Source organism: Methanobrevibacter oralis (assembly GCF_001639275.1).
Classification (GTDB): domain Archaea; phylum Methanobacteriota; class Methanobacteria; order Methanobacteriales; family Methanobacteriaceae; genus Methanocatella; species Methanocatella oralis.
Window position 1 is genome coordinate 1 of the sequence record NZ_LWMU01000045.1, and the last position, 16,610, is coordinate 16,610.

Consider the following 16,610-nt stretch of genomic DNA (forward strand, 5'->3'; position numbering starts at 1 on the left):
ATATTATACAACCGAAAATCAGTTAATTAACTTATTTAAAGATAAATTTTATGAAATTATTGGCTTCAAATCATTTTATGAAAATTGGCTAAACCTATATGGTAAAAATTTTTAGAGAAAAACTATATTATAAAAGATATTAAAAATATAATAAATTAATGATTTGATTAATTGTGTGATTAGATGAAAAGTGATAATATTAAAAAAGGTATTCAAAGAGCTCCACACAGGTCTCTTTTAAGAGCTTGCGGGCTTAATGATGATGATTTTAAAAAACCATTTATTGGAATAGCTAATAGTTTCACTGATATTGTTCCAGGCCATATTCACTTAAGAGATTTGGTAGAATATGTTAAACAAGGAATTATTGATGCTGGAGGTATTCCTTTTGAATTTGACACAATGGCTGTTTGTGATGGTATTAGTATGAATCATGAAGGAATGAAATATTCTCTTCCTTCTCGTGAAATTATTGCTGCAACTGTTGAGAGTATGGCTAAAGGACATAGTTTTGATGCTTTAGTTTTAATTCCTAGTTGTGATAAGGTAGTTCCAGGCATGATTATGGGTGCTTCAAGGGTGAATGTTCCAACAATTGTAGTTACTGGTGGACCAATGATTTCTGGTCAACATAATGGAAAAAACACAGATTTAATCACAGTTTTTGAAGCAGTTGGTCAACAATCTGCAGGTAATATTAGTGAAGAGGAAGTTTATGAGATTGAAAAAACTGCTTGTCCTGGAGCAGGTAGTTGTGCGGGTTTATTTACAGCAAATTCAATGGCATGTATTACAGAAACTTTAGGTTTGTCTCTTCCGTTATGTGCTACCACTCATGCATTGACAGAAGAAAATAATAAAATAGCTTATGAATCTGGAAAGCAAAGTATCGAGCTTGTAAAAAAAGACATTAAACCATCAGATATTTTAACTCAAGAATCATTTAACAATGCTATTGTAATCGACATGGCATTAGGTGGTTCTTCTAATACTGCACTACATATTCCTGCATTAGCTAGTGAAGTTGAAGGAGTTCATGTTGATTTAGATTTATTTGATGAAATTTCAAGAAAAGTACCTCATATTGCTCTTATTTCTCCTGCTGGTGAGGATACTATGATGGATTTGCATTTAGCTGGAGGGATTCCTGCTGTTTTAAAAACATTGGGGGATAAAATTTATACTTCTAATTTAACTGTAACTGGAAAAACAATTGAAGAAAATATTCGTGATGTAGAAATTAAAAACACCGATGTTATTCATCCATTAGATAATCCTGTTCATAAAGATGGTGGAATAGCTATATTAAAAGGTAATATTGCTCCTGATGGTTGTGTTGTTAAAAAAGGAGCTATATCAAAAGATTTAATGTATCTTAAAGGACCTGCAAAGGTTTATACTTCTGAAGAAAAGGTTACTAAAGCTATTTTTAATCATGAAATTGAAGAGGGGGATATTGTGGTTATTACATATGAAGGTCCTAAAGGAGGTCCTGGTATGAGAGAGATGTTAAATCCGACTTCTGCTCTTGTAGGCATGGATATTAAAAATGTTGGTCTTATAACTGATGGGCGATTTTCTGGTGGAACAAGAGGACCATGTATTGGTCATGTATCTCCAGAAGCAATGTCAAATGGTCCAATTGGAGCTATTGTAGATGGGGACATGATTGAAATAGATATTGATAATAGATCTGTTCATGTAGAACTTAGTGATGATGAAATTGCTGAGAGATTAGCTAATAGAAAAGAACCTAAACGTGATGTTAAAGGATGGCTTGCAATATATCAGAAGATGGTTCTTTCTGCAGATACTGGAGCTATTTTAAGGTAGTGTTATAATGGATATATTAAAATATGATGATATTGATTTAACAGAAAATATTAAGAGATCTGAAGAGGATGTAGAAAATGTTTTAGATATTGTATCCGATATTTTAAAGGATATTAAAACTAATAGAGATAAAGCTGTTAAATCATACGCTGAAAAATTTGATAATGTTTTAGTTGAGGATTTAAAAGTATCTCCTGATGAAATCAAAAGAGCTTATGAATCACTGGATGATGATTTAGTAAATGCATTAAAAAGTGCTGCAGATAATATTAAAAGATTTCACAAAAAACAAATCCCAGAGGAATGGCAAATTGAAGTAATAGATGGAATAAAAGCAGGTCAAATTATAAGGCCTTTAAATAGTGTTGGTTGCTATATTCCAGGGGGAAGAGCAGCTTATCCTTCAACAATTCTCATGACTGTGATTCCAGCTAAAATTGCAGGTGTTAATAAAGTTATTTGCTGTTCTCCACCTCAAAAAGATGGGAAAATAATTGATGCAATTTTAGTAGCTGCTGATATTTCTGGTGCTGATGAGATTTATAAAGTCGGTGGAGCACAAGCTATTGGGGCTATGGCTTATGGAACAGAATCTATTCCTAAAATTGAGAAAATTGTTGGTCCAGGAAATATCTTCGTTACTGCTGCTAAGAAATTAGTATATGGCCAAGTAGATATTGAATTTCCAGCAGGACCATCAGAAGTTTTAATAGTATCTGATGAAACAGCAAATCCAGAATTTATAGCTACTGATATTTTAGCTCAAGCAGAACATGATCCAAATGCTTCTTGTTTTTTAGTAACTAATAGTGAAAATATAGCTAATAAAACATTGGAATTTGTTAAAGATAAAACTGGAAATGCTATTCGTCGAGATATTATTGAAGAATCATTAGCAAAAAGTGGAAAAATAATTATCACTAACACAATTGAAGAATCAATCCATGTTGCTAATGAATACGCTCCAGAACATTTAATTATCTCAACTAAAAATGATGAGGGAGTATTAAGTAAAATTAATAATGCAGGATCAATATTTTTAGGAGCTTATTCTCCTGTTGCTGCAGGGGATTATGGTTCTGGAACAAATCATGTACTTCCTACCGGCGGGGGAGCAAAAATGTATTCTGGACTTTCTACTGAAGATTTTATTAAAAAACCTACTGTTCAAAGAATTACAAAAGAGGCTTTAAAAGAATTGTCCAAATCTGCTGTTCCTATTGCTGAGTATGAAGGATTTTTTGCACATGCCGACTCATTTAAAATAAGATTAAATAAATAACTATCTTAAGATTTTATTTTTAAAGCAAAAATTAATAAACTTTTAAAATGGCCTTTTTACATACTTTTATTAAATATTAAATATAAACTAAAATTATAATGTAAATTTTATTTTTATTACCATAGAGGTGAATTAATTGAAATGTTTATTAAATGATTGGAGAAGAACAAATTTTGCTAAAACAACTACTCCTGAAATATCTGGGGAAAAAGTTACAGTTATGGGTTGGGTGCATGAAATCCGTGATTTAGGTGGAATTATTTTTGTTATTATTCGTGATGTAACAGGTAAAGTACAAATAACAGCACCTAGTAAAAAAGTAGAATCTGAAATATTAGAAGAATTAAGAAAATTTAGAAAAGAATCTGTTGTAGCTATTAAAGGCATGGTTCAGGAAGCTGGTAAAGCTCCAAATGGTGTTGAGATTATTCCTGAGGAAATTAAAATTTTAAACATGGCTAACCAGCCTTTACCAATGGATCCAACTGAAAAAGTTAAAGCTGAAATAGATACAAGATTAGATTCAAGATTTTTAGATTTAAGAAAAGATAATACTTCAGCAATTTTCAAAATTAAAAGTCGAATGTTACATACTATCAGGGATTATTTTTATTCTCAAGAGTTCATTGAAATTAATACTCCTAAACTTGTAGCTTCTGCTACTGAGGGAGGCACAGAATTGTTTCCAATCACTTACTTTGAAAAAGAAGCATTTTTAGGTCAATCTCCTCAATTATACAAACAAATGATGATGGCATCTGGAATGGATAAAGTATTTGAAATTGGTCAAATTTTTAGAGCAGAAGAACATGATACTTTAAGACACTTAAATGAAGCGGTTTCTATTGATGCAGAAGCTTCATTTATGGATGATGTAGATGTAATGAAAATATTAAATGACATGCTTATTCAAGTATTAAATGATATTAATGATAAATGCTCAAATGAATTGGAAATTTTAGGTCATGAAATTGAAATACCTAAAAAGGATTTCCCTAAAGTTACTTATGATGAAGCGGTAGATATTGTAAATTCAAATGATGTTGAAATGGAATGGGGAGAAGATTTATCCCGTGCTGCTGAAAAAGCATTAGGGGATGTAATGGGAGGATTTTACTTTTTAACTGAATGGCCATCTGAAATTAAGCCATTTTATGTCATGCCTTATGAAAATGATGAAAGTAAATCCCATGCTTTTGACTTAATGTATAATAATTTAGAGCTATCTTCAGGTGCTACTCGTGTACACCAATATGAGTTACTTGTAAAACAAATTGAAGATAAAGGTTTAAATCCGGCTGGATTTGGAAGTTATCTAAAAGCATTTGAATACGGCATGCCTCCTCATGCAGGATGGGGTGTAGGTGCTGATAGATTAACTATGGTACTTACAGGGTCTGAAAACATTAGGGAATGTGTTTTATTCCCAAGAGACAGGCACAGATTAACCCCTTAGGATTTAAATGCAGGAATATGATATAGCTATTATTGGTGGAGGCCCGGCAGGAATTATGGCTGCTATTGCCTCTTCTAAAAATGCTAATGTAATATTACTTGAAAAAAATTCATCACTTGGTCTTAAACTTCTTTTAACCGGTGGTGGAAGATGTAATATTACTAATAATAAACCAATAAAGAAGCTATTAAATTCATATTCAAATAAAAATTTTCTAAAACACTCTTTTTATTCTCTTACCAATGAGAAATTACTTGCTTTTTTTGAAGATAAAGGTTTAAAATTCATAGAAGAAGATAATAATAGAATTTTTCCAAAATCCCAAAAACCTGGTGATATTTTAAAAATTTTATTACAATATTTAGGGAATGTTGTTATAAATTATAACTTTGAAGTAAAAAGCATTACTAACAATTTTATAATAAATAGTGAAATAAAAGCTAAAAAAATCATTATAGCTACTGGAGGCGTTACTTATCCAAAAACTGGTTGTAATCCTAGCAATTATTATTTAACTTCACAACCAATAACTAAAATCAAATATGGTCTTGTTCCATTAATTACTGAGAAAGATTTGTCTAATATTGCTGGAACTACATTGTTTGATGTTGTTATAAGTTATAATAAAGTTAAAGTTCGTGGTGATGTTTTAATTTCTCACGTTGGTTTATCAGGGCCGGGTATTATTGATATAAGCAATAAATTTTCAAAAAGTATAGCTTATAACCTATTAGAAAATAAACCACTTGAATTTTCAAAAGAAATAGCTATTGATTTATGTCCTAATTTTAGTCATGAAGATTTATCAAGTAAATTTTTAATAGATTTTCAAAATAAAGGAAAAACCCTATTAAAAAATTATTTAAAGCTATTTTTAACTAATAGCTTTATAGAATTCTTTTTAAACGAATCTTCATTAGATGGTGATGTTCAACTAAGTAAAATTAATAAAAGAAGTAAAAATAAATTAATTGATTCTTTAAAACATTTTAAATTTGAAATTGTTGGATTTAATGAAAATTTAAGTAAAATAACGATTGGGGGTATTGATTTAAATTATATTAATCCAAAAACGATGGAATCAAAAATTCATAAAAACTTATATTTTGCTGGGGAAATTTTAGATTTAGATGGGCCAACTGGAGGATATAACTTAAAAATAGCGTTTTCAACAGGCTATTTAGCTGGACTTTCTGCTAGTAAAAAATAATTTTTAATAAAATATTTTACAATTATAATTATTTATTCTTTATTAATACTTTTACCCTTATTTTAAGCATTTTAGTAATAAAAATTAATAGTTATTACTTTTTCGCCGTTTTTAAGCTATTTTTTAATAACAATGCTTATATAATTAAATTATATATACTTTTAAATGTAATTTTAGATAATTTGATGAAATAAATTATATAGATGTTATATTATCTATTCAATCAAATTTTCATGTATTGGTTGTAATAATATTTAATATCTTTTAATATTTAATGAAAATTTTAAATTACGTTTAAAATAGGCTTAATTTTAATATTAAGAATATTTTATTTTAGAAAATTGAAAAGTTGATTAAATTGGATTTTAAAAAAGGTTTAATATTTTTATTAATATTGGTTTTTTTAACGATTGGATGTGTGTCTGCAAGTGACGTTGATAATAATACTGACTTAAGAGATGCAGTTGGATATAATTCAAACTTAGATTCGTCTATGTTGTCTGATTCTCCATTAGGATCTTCAAATATTACTGTTAAAGTTAATTATGAATATTCTAATGATAATGGAAAAATAAATCCTACAATCAATATTAATAATGGAAAAGTAATTTCAAATGAATATGATGGTTCTACTAAGAATTATAAGGTTAAAATAAATTATACAAATATTTTAAACAAATTTAACCTTTCTATTTCTGCTCCAGGCTATTTAACACAATATAAATTAGTTGATATAACTGGTATAAATGATTCACCTATTGTGTTTAATTTAATTGCTAGTGATAGTTATAAATTAGGTAGGGATGTAACTGCTAAAGCAGACAAATTACTTGATTTTAAAACAGCTGATAAAGTATTAGCTATTACTACTGCTGGTGTTCCTAAATTAAATGGTAAAACTAGTGAAGGAGCTATTGATGGGATTTTAAATTACGCTACTGGATATATTTCATATGGTAGAGGTAATTTGTTAATGTTACGTCAAACTGCAGTAGACCCTATCGATTTTTGTTTTGTAATTAAAAAAGGAAATGCATTAAAAGCTGCTATTTTCTTAAATGGAAACAAAAAAGAAGCATATTTTGGAACAATTTCTGAATTCATGTCTCATTCACAATGGAATACATTATGCAGGGCTATTGGAAGTGAAAATGCATTTTCCTTTGCAAGTTTAGCAAACGGATGGGTTGATGGTGTAACCTATGATGTTTTACAAGAAGCTGCATTTCATGGCCATATTTGTGAAGGAACTCTTGGTGGTTATACAATAACTAAAGCATTGCTTCAATATTATCCACCAGTTCAAGAAACAGCTTCAGCAAATCAATCTCCGGGGGATATTACTTCTTATAAAATTTTAGGTATTCCTGGTGATTCCTCAAATGATGCTGTTATATTTTTCTTAGATGCAACTGCTGGAAAAGGCGCTTATTTTGGATTTAACACAACATCTACTGGTGCAACTAGTAATATGCTTGGATTTATAAGGTGGAATGGTCAGGAAAAAGAAGGAACAATAATTGTAATGGAATATGATTCTAAAAAGAATAAAAAATTATTTGAAAAAGAAACTGGAATTACAGTAAAAGGCAGTTTAGAAGAACTTAAATATAACAGGTGGTGGATTAATAAAATTTATAAAAATCCTGCAAGTCTTGTTAATATTTTAATTGAAAAAGATAAATTAACAGAAGAACAATATTACTATTTAATTGGTTCTCCTAATAATGTAACTTCAAAAAATGGTACTGTTATTAAAGCATGTAATACCCATGGTTTGGATTATAATTATATTAAAAATTTGGATTTACCAACTGCTAAACGTGAAAATAAAACTAATGAAAAAGGCAATTTAACATACAATGACTTTAAAGAAATTGGTAAAATTGTAGCAAAAAAAGCTAAATCTATTTTTGAAAATGAATTAGGTGTTAAAATATACAAAGACATGCCTAATTTAATGGTTTTAACTTCGGCAGGATATGTCATGTTAAATGAACAATCTACTGAGGCTTGTTGGGACGGCTTATTTGAAGTATTAGGTTCTAGATTATCTAGATTAACTTTATTACCTGATCATAAAGCTATTTGGACTCCATTATGGTTTAATTTTGCATTAAAACAAGATGATGGTTCTCTTATGAGTATTTACATTAGATATAATCCTAATGGAACCTTCTTTGTAGGTGAATTTAATGGAAGTCATACATATAATATTAATATATCTACATTAAATAATTCAGCTTTATCTAATGGAATTAGTTCAAGTGCCTATCCTGATAAAAATTACTTTAGTATTCAAAGTATTTCTAATGCTTGGTATGGTGAACCAGCATTTGATCAAATAATGTCTTTTTTATATCATAATCATGCATGTCCTGGTGTTCAACCAGGATTCTTCATTACTGAGTATATTCAATCAAATTTCCCATTAAATGAAAATCAGTCTTATGTATATATTGCAAATGAAGTATATTGTAAAGATGATAGTCTTGAATATATTTTAGATATATCTCCAGGACTTGGAAATTATCTTGTTCAAAAATTAACAAGCGATGAATATAAGGGAAAAGAAGGGCTTGATGAAGAAGGAATATTAATTATTTGGGACTCTTCTAAAAAAATTGGTCAAGCCGTAACTATTAATTTTAAATGGCCAACATTAGATCTTAGTAGTTATTCTACTTCTGAAGCAAAAAGAGCTGCTCAAATACAAGCATTCATTGATTTATATAAGAAAAATGAAAATCCACACATAAAAGAAAAGCAATTAGTTTCTCATAGTGATAACAGATGGATTACTGAAGAACAATTCAACAGAATGAAATCTGGAGGAAATGGGAGTAGCCTTAAATATTTAAGAGAACTTCCTGAACTTAGTAAAGAAGATTTATTAAAACAAATTGCTGATAAAAACAAAAAACCATCAAATAATAAAAATGATGAAATTAAAGGTGACAATTCAGCTTTAGGTAATAATACAAAGCGTAATCATGGAAATCACCTATCCAATAGAACAAATTCTAGGCATTACTCAAACAACCACCAATCTAGAGAAAATGTCGGAGAATTATACAGTATAGCTCCATCCACATTTTCAAATCCTGTTGATGATGGCAATACTAAAAATGATGGAGATAAAAAAGCTTATGAAGTTTCTAAAGACATTTCATCTGATGAAAATTCATTAAATCCATTATTTGCTATTATTGTAGTATTAATTATTGTTGGAGCATGTGTTGGTTTTGTTATTGCAAGAGGTAGAAAAAATAATGAAGGATAAAACTTTAAGGAAGAATATTATTCTCTTCCTTTTTTTATTATTAATCTGCTTAATTACTCTATCATTTGTTTCTGCTCATCCGGGGCATGGAAGCGAATATGTTGAGGAAATTACAAGTGAAGATGTTTCACATTCCCAACCATCAAAAGAGGTTTCTACTAGTGATAGTTCCCAATCTTCTCATTCTTCAACTGATAGCTCTTCAAATAGCCATAGTTCGAAAGGTTCAAAGTCTCCAAGTAGTAAAGGCGATTCAAAATCAAGTAGTTCTTATAAATCTTCTGCAAAAGATGGGGATTATTCTTCCAAACAAACTATTCAAGGAGATTTAAGTAATTCAAACAATAAAACCACAAATGATAATAATAATTTTAGTAAAGATATTGAAGATAACTCATCGGATATAATAAAAAATAAAGCCAATAATGAGGATAATATTTTAAAATATATCTTTATTGCTATTTGTTCGTTCTTATTCGGGTTGATTGTTGTATATGTCGTTGTTAGATATATTTTATAAACTATTTTTATTCTATTTTTTATTTTTAAATTTTCATAATAAACAAAATATTTAACATATATTTAAACTAATAGTTTAACCATGTCAGACAAAATGTTCATGGGCGCATCAACTAAACAAGGTTATGATATAGCTACTAAAAGTAGGGAGATTATTCGTAGCCTTATTGAGGATGATGTTAAAAATTTCAATCCTGCTGAAAGAGACATTGTAGAGAGAATTGTTCACTCTACAGCTGATCCTGAATATGCTAAACTTGTTCATATGAGTTCAGATTTTGTTGACACGGCAATAGCTTCTCTTAGAAATAATGAAACTATTTTAACTGATATTAATATGGTTAAATATGGAATTACTCGTTATGATGGGGAAGTTGAATGTTATATTAAAAATGAGGAAGTTAAAAAAATAGCTAGAAAATATCAAATTACAAGAGCTGCTGCTGCTATGAGGTATGCTGCTCAAAATGATTTTGAAGGGATTGTTGTTTCAGGTAATGCTCCAACTGCAGTTTTTGAAGCTATGGATTTGTATGAAAAAGGAAAAATGAATTTAAAAGCAATTGTTGGAGTGCCTGTTGGTTTTGTTGGAGCTGCTGATTCTAAGGAAGCTTTAAGAAATTCTAATATTCCAAATATTATTGTTGAAGGCCCTAAAGGTGGAACTCCAATAGCTGTTGCTTGTGTAAATTCATTAATTCAACATTTATAATGTGATATTATGTATTCAGAAGAATTATTTAATGAATCTAAGAAATATTTTCCAGGCGGTGTTAATTCCCCAGTACGTGCATTTAAACCTTATCCATTTTTTGTTAAAAGTGCTGGTGGTTCTAAAATCACTGATGTTGATGAAAAAACATATATTGATTATTGTTTAGCTTATGGTCCTTTAATTTTAGGGCATGCTAATCCTAAAGTTGTAAGGGAAGTTTCTAATCAGTTAACTATTGGTAGTGCTTATGGAACTCCTAGTGAAAATGAAATAAAATTAGCTAAAGAAATTGTTGATAGAATACCTTCTGCTGAGATGCTAAGGTTTACAAATAGTGGTACGGAAGCTACAATGAGTGCAATTAGATTAGCTAGAGGATTTACTGGTAGAAACAAAATTGTTAAATTTGAAGGAGCTTATCATGGGGCTCATGATTATGTATTAGTTAAAAGTGGTTCAGGTGCTGCTACTTTACCTGATTCTTTGGGTATTCCTGAAGATACTACAAAAAACACTTTATCTGTTCCATTTAATGATGAAGAGGCATTAGTCGGATTGATTAAAGAGGAAGGCGAAAATATTGCATGTATCATTTTGGAAGTAGTTATGGGTAATGTAGGTTGTATTGAACCTAAAAAAGGATTTTTAGAATTTTTAAGAAAAATTACTGAGGAAAATGGTATTATATTGATTTTTGATGAAGTTATAACTGGTTTTAGAGTAGCTAGGGGTGGAGCTCAGGATTATTATAATGTTACTCCAGATTTAACTACTTTAGGTAAAATTGTAGGTGGAGGATTGCCTATGGGAGCGTTTTGTGGTAAAAAAGAGATTATGGAATTAATAGCACCTAATGGGCCAGTTTATCATGCAGGTACTTTTAGTGGAAATCCTATTTCTGTTCAAGCCGGAATTTCTACTTTACAACAATTAGATGATAAGTTATATAAGGATTTAGAAAGAAAGGGTAATTTTCTTAGAAGTAATATAAAATCTATTGTAGACGAACAAGAGTATAATGTCCAGCCTGTTGGTTTAGCTTCAATGTTTCAAATTTATTTCAATCCTTCTGAAGTATATAATTATGTGGATGCACAAGCTTCAGATCGTAGAAAATTTTTAAGATACTTTAAATCATTACTTAAAGAAGGAGTATTTATTCCTCCAAGTCAATTTGAATGTAATTTCATTTCTTCTGCTCATAGTATGGAAGATATACAGAATACTATTGATTCTATTGATTTAGCTTTAGAAATGGCTTTTAAAAAAAGGAAATAAGGTGTTATTATGGATTTTAAAGAGATTGCATCATATGTCGTTATTCTTGTAATTGTTTTAATAGCTGCACAGCACTTAAATGTTGTTGTTTCAGGAAGTATGGAACCAGCATTTTATAGAGGAGATATTGTAGTTATTGAAAAATCTGACTTCTTGGGTATTCATGAATTTAATCCTACGGATGTAAAAGTTGGTGATGTTGTTGTTTATGATGCAGCATGGTATGATCAACCAGTTATCCATAGGGTTATTAATATTACACAAATCAACGGCTCAACATATTATGTAATTAAAGGGGACAATAATGATTCTCCAGACCCGTATTATGTTAGTCCAAATCAAATTAATGAAAGAGTTGTAACTTTTGGAGATAATTTATGTGTTATTCCATATGTAGGTTATCTTTCTTTATGGTTAAGAGGTTTATAATCATTATTAGGTGAGTTAATGTATTTTGAAATTGAAAAACAAGCTATTGATTCAATAAATAAAGCACTTGATCAATATGATGTAGACATTGATAGAAATTTTAGATTAGAATTTCCACCAAATCCAGAATTAGGAGATTTGGCTAGTACTATTGCTTTTGAACTTACAAAAAAATTAAGACAAGCTCCAGTTCCTGTTGCTCAAGAGTTAGTTTCTAAAATTGAAACTCCAGATATTTTTGAAAAAGTAGAAGCAGTTGGACCTTATGTTAATTTCTTCATAGATTATTCTAAATTTACAAAGAAATTATTAAATAATGTTGGCGATGATTATGGTCAATTAGATAAAGTAGATGAAAAAATTATATTAGAACACACTTCAGCTAATCCTAATGGTCCACTTCATATAGGTCATGTTAGAAATTCTATTTTTGGAGATTCTTTGTCTAGATTATTAAAATTAGCTGGAAAAGATGTTGAAACTCAGTATTATGTAAATGATATGGGTAGGCAAATAGCTATTATCGTATTTGGTATAACTGAGCTTGGTTTAAAAATTGAAGATCAAGAAGGAGAAAAAATAGATCATAAAATTGGGAAGTTATACTTTAAAGCTAATAAAACTTTAGAAGAAGATGAAAATTTGGTCTCACATGTAGATGAATTAATTAGAAAATATGAAAAAGGTGAAGACGACAAATTAAATCAAATATTTGAAGAAGTAGTTTCAAGCTGTTTAGATGGAATGAAGGAAACACTTCATAGAATCAATATAGACCATGATAAATTTGTTTGGGAAGGTCAATTTGTAAGAAATGGTGAAGTTGATGAGCTTGTAAATTATGTTACTCATGAAGGTTTTGTCCGTAAAAATGAAGTTGAGTATATTGATTTAACAGATTTTCAAATAGAAAAAGAATTTGTACTTAGAAGATCTGATGGTACTTCACTTTATTCTACTAGAGATTTAGCATATCATAGATATAAAAATACTTTAGGTACGGTATTAGATATTTTAGGGGCTGATCATAAATTAGCTGCTAAGCAAATTAAAGTAATATTTGAAGAAATATTTAGAGAAAAATCTCCTGAAGTAATATTTTACGAATTCATTACTTTACCTGAAGGTTCAATGTCCACTAGGAAGGGTAAATTTGTTTCTGTTGATGAATTAGTTGATGAAGCTGTTAAAAGATCATTTAATGAAATAAAATCTAGAAATCCTGATTTATCCGATGGTGAAATTGTTCCAATGGCCGAAGAAATCGGTACTGGAGCTATAAGATTTTTCATAGCTAAATTATCACCAGAAAAACACTTAACATTTAAATGGGACGAAGCTTTAAGCTTTGAGAGAGGTTGTGCTTCTATTCAATATGCACATGCAAGAGCTGGTAAATTACTTAAAAAATCTAATAAAGACATAAGCTCAATTGAAGTATCTGATGATTGGATTCCCAATGAAATAGAAAAAGATTTAATTAGGTTCATTGCTAAATTCCCACAAGTTGTTGAAGATTCAGCTAATAAAAAAAGAGTACACAATATTACACAATATTGTCAGGATTTAGCAGGTTCATTTAATAAATTCTATAAATCAGAACAAGTTATAGGATATAAATTTGAAGATTCAAGGCTTATTTTAGTTGATAGAGCTAAAACAACATTAAAAAATGCTTTAAATATTTTAGGAGTTTCTGCTCCAGAAAAAATGTAATGAGTTAAATTAATTACTTAACTCATTTATTAACTTTTTTTAATCAACATAGTAAATATAGTCTTCTTTACGAGGTGCTGCAATAGGTTCTTCATCAGGATAACCAAGCACTACATGACCGATTCCTTCAAAGGTTTCAGGAATATTCCATTCTTTCAATAGTTCTTTTCCTTTATCAGATGCAAACTCGTCTCTTGCACGATGTATCCAGCATGAACCAACACCTAATGCATGAGCAGCATTAACTAAAACTGATAAAACACTACTTCCATCTTCAACATATGTTGGAATTTCACTATCTGCTAAAACAATTAAAAGGGTTTTTGCACTATAAAACGGGTCAAATCCATCTGGAACATTAGGAAAGTATTCTGCATTCCATTTTGAAAACTCTTTTATTTTATTTTCATCTTGAATAACAATAATTTTTGGAGATTGTCTTCCAGCTCCTGTTGGAGCATATGTTCCAGCCCTTAAAATACTTTTAAGTTCTGTATCGCTTATTTGTTCATCTTTAAATTTTCTAATACTTCTTCTAGAAATTATATCATCAATTGTAGATTTCAAGTTATCACCATAAAATTTTACTTAATTTATGATATAAAGTTAATCTATAAATAATTTAAGAATATAATTTTTATTAGTAAGGAGATTTTTTTTATGAAGGTTTTAGTTGTTGGAACTGGAGCTCGTGAACATGCAATAGCTGATGCTCTTAAAGATGATGTAGAGTTATATTGTTACATGAGTAAGGTAAATCCAGGTATTTCTCAAATTGCCAAATATAAACAAGGCAATGAAGGTGAAGTTGAAAAAGTAGTTGAATATGCAAAAGAAAACGAAATTGATATTGTATTTATAGGTCCTGAAGCTCCTCTTGAAAAAGGAATTGTTGATGAGCTTGAAAAAAATGGAATTAAGTGTGTTGGACCAACTAAAAGTGCAGCTAGAATAGAAACTGATAAGTCATTCATGAGAAAATTATTCGAAGACTATGAAATTGAAGGTTCTCTTGTTTATAAAGTATTTGATAACTCTGGTGACGTTTCTAAATTTTTAGATGAATTTGACAGAGATGTTGTTGTAAAGCCAGTTGGATTAACTGGAGGTAAAGGAGTTAAAATTGTTGGAGACCACTTAAAAAACAATGAAGAAGCTAAACAATATTCTTGTGAAGTTATTGATAATGTAATGGGTGGATTTGCTCAAGTAATTATTGAAGAAAGATTAATTGGTGAAGAATTTACCATACAAGCATTTTGTGATGGTAAAAATTTAGCTCCAATGCCTGCTGTACAGGATCATCCGCATGCTTTTGAAGGGGATAATGGAGCTATTACTGGAGGAATGGGTTCTTATTCTGACTTTGGTGGTTTATTACCATTTTTATCACAAGAAAATTATGATAAAGCAGTAACTATCATGAAAAATACCTTAACCGCAATAGCTAGTGAAGCAGAACCTTACAAAGGTATTTTATATGGTCAATTCATGTTAACTTCTGATGGGCCACGTTTAATAGAATATAATGCAAGATTTGGTGATCCTGAAGCCATGAACGTGTTACCTTTACTTAAAACACCACTTATTGATATTTGTAAATCTATTGTAGATGGAACTTTAGGTACTGTAGAATTTATCGATAAAGCTAGTGTGTGCAAATATATTGTTCCAGATGGATATCCAGAAACACAATATGCCGGAGAATTAATTGAAGTTGATGAAAAATCTATTGAAAAAATTGGTGCTAAAGTATTTTATGCAGCTGTTGGCCTAGAAGATGATGGAATTCATTTATCCTCTTCAAGAGCTTTAGGTATTGTAGCTAGTGGAAATAACATTTCTCAAGCTGAAAAAATAGTTGAAATGGCTTGTGAATTTGTAAAAGGGAATGTTTACCACAGAAGAGACGTAGGCACTGAAGAACTTGTAAACAAACGTGTAGAACACATGAAAGAAATTTTAAATTAATTTCTTTTTTCTTTTCTTTTAACATGTCTAATGATAAACTTCCAGACGAAATTGAACTTAAAAAGGATTTTGAGAAATTTTTAGCTTTAAGAGAAAAAATTAATTCTCAAATAGAATATTTTAATAAAAATGCTAATCCTGAAACTATTGATAAAATAAAAAAAATTAAAGAAGAGTTTTCGGGATTAAGTGAAAAGGAAAAAAAGAAAAAATCTGTAAAAAAGTTAATGAATCTAGTTTTTATCATAGATTTTTAAATGCAGCTCAAAAGGATTTAGATATTGATCCTAGTAGATTAATGGGTCTAACTGATGGTATTTTTGGCATGGTAATGACATTACTTGTATTTGGTATGGCGCTTCCTGAGTCTATTATAGTAAATTATACTGGATTTATTTCATTTGTTTATTCATTAATTCCAACTATTGGGATAGTGATTGTTGCATTTGTTTTAATTAGTTCATTTTGGGTTTATCATCATGAATTTATCAAGGTAAAATCTTTAAATATCCCTTATTTGTGGTTGAATATTTTTTATTTGGCTTCAATATCATTTATACCATTTACAACATCTATCATTGGATTATATTCACATTTTTTCCTAGCTGAAGTGATATTTGGTATAAATATCATGTTAACAATTATTTTATTTTTAATAATGTTTCATTATACTGATAAAAGAAATTTTTTAGCAAATAATCCTTCTAAAGAAGAAAAAAAGTACATTTATGATACATTTTTTATTATAGTTGCTTTAACATTTTGTGTTAATCTATTGGACTTTAATGTTTCAAAAAATTTCATATATCTGTTCTTGTTAGTCCCTGTAATTTCAACTATACGTGATATTAACTTTAAAATTAAATCATAAAGTTTATATATATACTTTTCATAAATACTTTATTTTGTTAAGATAAG

The 16,610-nt window shown here is 29.3% G+C and carries 14 protein-coding genes; 13 read left to right on the forward strand and 1 reads right to left on the reverse strand.

What is annotated here, in order from left to right; all coding sequences use genetic code 11:
* The first annotated feature begins 183 nt into the window (after window positions 1-183).
* The 10 genes from ilvD to argS all read left to right on the forward strand — a co-directional run bounded on the left by ilvD (window position 184) and on the right by argS (window position 13,721).
* The gene (gene ilvD / locus MBORA_RS01735; protein WP_042694702.1) at window positions 184-1,833 is read left to right on the forward strand and encodes a dihydroxy-acid dehydratase; all 1,650 of its coding nucleotides are present in this window, start codon (window positions 184-186) and stop codon (window positions 1,831-1,833) included.
* Window positions 1,834-1,840: 7 nt separating this feature from the next.
* Window positions 1,841-3,115, forward strand: a complete 1,275-nt coding sequence (hisD, locus tag MBORA_RS01740) for a histidinol dehydrogenase (protein ID WP_042694703.1) — start codon at window positions 1,841-1,843, stop codon at window positions 3,113-3,115.
* Window positions 3,116-3,251: 136 nt separating this feature from the next.
* A complete protein-coding gene (gene aspS / locus MBORA_RS01745) occupies window positions 3,252-4,571 on the forward strand; it encodes an aspartate--tRNA(Asn) ligase (RefSeq protein ID WP_042694705.1) in 1,320 nt (439 codons plus the stop codon).
* A gap of 7 nt (window positions 4,572-4,578) precedes the next feature.
* On the forward strand, window positions 4,579-5,781 hold the full coding sequence (locus tag MBORA_RS01750) for a BaiN/RdsA family NAD(P)/FAD-dependent oxidoreductase (RefSeq protein WP_042694706.1): 1,203 nt from the start codon (window positions 4,579-4,581) through the stop codon (window positions 5,779-5,781).
* 493 nt (window positions 5,782-6,274) lie between these two features.
* Window positions 6,275-9,064 (forward strand): FmdE family protein, encoded by a 2,790-nt coding sequence (locus MBORA_RS01755; RefSeq protein ID WP_063720155.1) that lies wholly within the window; start codon window positions 6,275-6,277, stop codon window positions 9,062-9,064.
* Complete coding sequence (locus MBORA_RS01760; protein ID WP_042694707.1) at window positions 9,054-9,584, forward strand: hypothetical protein; 531 nt, start codon at window positions 9,054-9,056, stop codon at window positions 9,582-9,584. Before MBORA_RS01755 ends, MBORA_RS01760 begins: the two co-directional genes overlap by 11 nt.
* 81 nt (window positions 9,585-9,665) lie before the next feature.
* Window positions 9,666-10,295, forward strand: a complete 630-nt coding sequence (locus tag MBORA_RS01765; RefSeq protein ID WP_042694709.1) for a cobalt-precorrin-8 methylmutase — start codon at window positions 9,666-9,668, stop codon at window positions 10,293-10,295.
* Between the two features lie 9 nt (window positions 10,296-10,304).
* Window positions 10,305-11,576: a glutamate-1-semialdehyde 2,1-aminomutase gene (hemL, locus tag MBORA_RS01770; RefSeq protein ID WP_042694710.1), complete on the forward strand. Its 1,272-nt coding sequence runs from the start codon at window positions 10,305-10,307 to the stop codon at window positions 11,574-11,576.
* Between the two features lie 6 nt (window positions 11,577-11,582).
* Window positions 11,583-12,005 carry a signal peptidase I gene (locus MBORA_RS01775; protein ID WP_042694712.1) on the forward strand — a complete coding sequence of 141 codons (423 nt, stop codon included), beginning with the start codon at window positions 11,583-11,585 and terminating at the stop codon, window positions 12,003-12,005.
* An 18-nt stretch (window positions 12,006-12,023) separates the two neighbouring features.
* Window positions 12,024-13,721, forward strand: a complete 1,698-nt coding sequence (gene argS / locus MBORA_RS01780; RefSeq protein WP_042694713.1) for an arginine--tRNA ligase — start codon at window positions 12,024-12,026, stop codon at window positions 13,719-13,721.
* A gap of 39 nt (window positions 13,722-13,760) precedes the next feature.
* Here the strand turns inward: argS and MBORA_RS01785 are convergent, their stop codons facing one another.
* A complete protein-coding gene (locus MBORA_RS01785) occupies window positions 13,761-14,288 on the reverse strand; it encodes a nitroreductase (protein ID WP_063720147.1) in 528 nt (175 codons plus the stop codon).
* 93 nt (window positions 14,289-14,381) lie between these two features.
* On the opposite strand from MBORA_RS01785, the gene purD reads away from it, so the two are divergent.
* Genes purD through MBORA_RS01800 form a run of 3 tightly spaced genes read left to right on the forward strand, consistent with a single transcriptional unit; the run spans window position 14,382 to window position 16,563 of the window.
* On the forward strand, window positions 14,382-15,692 hold the full coding sequence (purD, locus tag MBORA_RS01790; protein ID WP_042694715.1) for a phosphoribosylamine--glycine ligase: 1,311 nt from the start codon (window positions 14,382-14,384) through the stop codon (window positions 15,690-15,692).
* A 23-nt stretch (window positions 15,693-15,715) separates the two neighbouring features.
* Window positions 15,716-15,949, forward strand: coding sequence for a hypothetical protein (locus MBORA_RS01795; RefSeq protein WP_063720148.1), 234 nt, complete (start codon window positions 15,716-15,718; stop codon window positions 15,947-15,949).
* Between the two features lie 41 nt (window positions 15,950-15,990).
* The gene (locus tag MBORA_RS01800; RefSeq protein ID WP_063720149.1) at window positions 15,991-16,563 is read left to right on the forward strand and encodes a TMEM175 family protein; all 573 of its coding nucleotides are present in this window, start codon (window positions 15,991-15,993) and stop codon (window positions 16,561-16,563) included.
* The last annotated feature ends 47 nt before the right edge of the window (window positions 16,564-16,610 follow it).

Excerpts from the sequence above, each read along its gene's own strand:
- MBORA_RS01765 (WP_042694709.1), top strand. The coding sequence starts at position 9,666 with ATGTCAGACAAAATGTTCATGGGCGCATCAACTAAACAAGGTTATGAT.
- hemL (WP_042694710.1), top strand. The coding sequence starts at position 10,305 with ATGTATTCAGAAGAATTATTTAATGAATCTAAGAAATATTTTCCAGGC.
- MBORA_RS01760 (WP_042694707.1), top strand. The coding sequence starts at position 9,054 with ATGAAGGATAAAACTTTAAGGAAGAATATTATTCTCTTCCTTTTTTTA.
- purD (WP_042694715.1), top strand. The coding sequence starts at position 14,382 with ATGAAGGTTTTAGTTGTTGGAACTGGAGCTCGTGAACATGCAATAGCT.
- hisD (WP_042694703.1), top strand. The coding sequence starts at position 1,841 with ATGGATATATTAAAATATGATGATATTGATTTAACAGAAAATATTAAG.
- MBORA_RS01755 (WP_063720155.1), top strand. The coding sequence starts at position 6,275 with ATGTTGTCTGATTCTCCATTAGGATCTTCAAATATTACTGTTAAAGTT.
- MBORA_RS01750 (WP_042694706.1), top strand. The coding sequence starts at position 4,579 with ATGCAGGAATATGATATAGCTATTATTGGTGGAGGCCCGGCAGGAATT.
- MBORA_RS01800 (WP_063720149.1), top strand. The coding sequence starts at position 15,991 with ATGGGTCTAACTGATGGTATTTTTGGCATGGTAATGACATTACTTGTA.
- ilvD (WP_042694702.1), top strand. The coding sequence starts at position 184 with ATGAAAAGTGATAATATTAAAAAAGGTATTCAAAGAGCTCCACACAGG.
- MBORA_RS01795 (WP_063720148.1), top strand. The coding sequence starts at position 15,716 with ATGTCTAATGATAAACTTCCAGACGAAATTGAACTTAAAAAGGATTTT.
- argS (WP_042694713.1), top strand. The coding sequence starts at position 12,024 with ATGTATTTTGAAATTGAAAAACAAGCTATTGATTCAATAAATAAAGCA.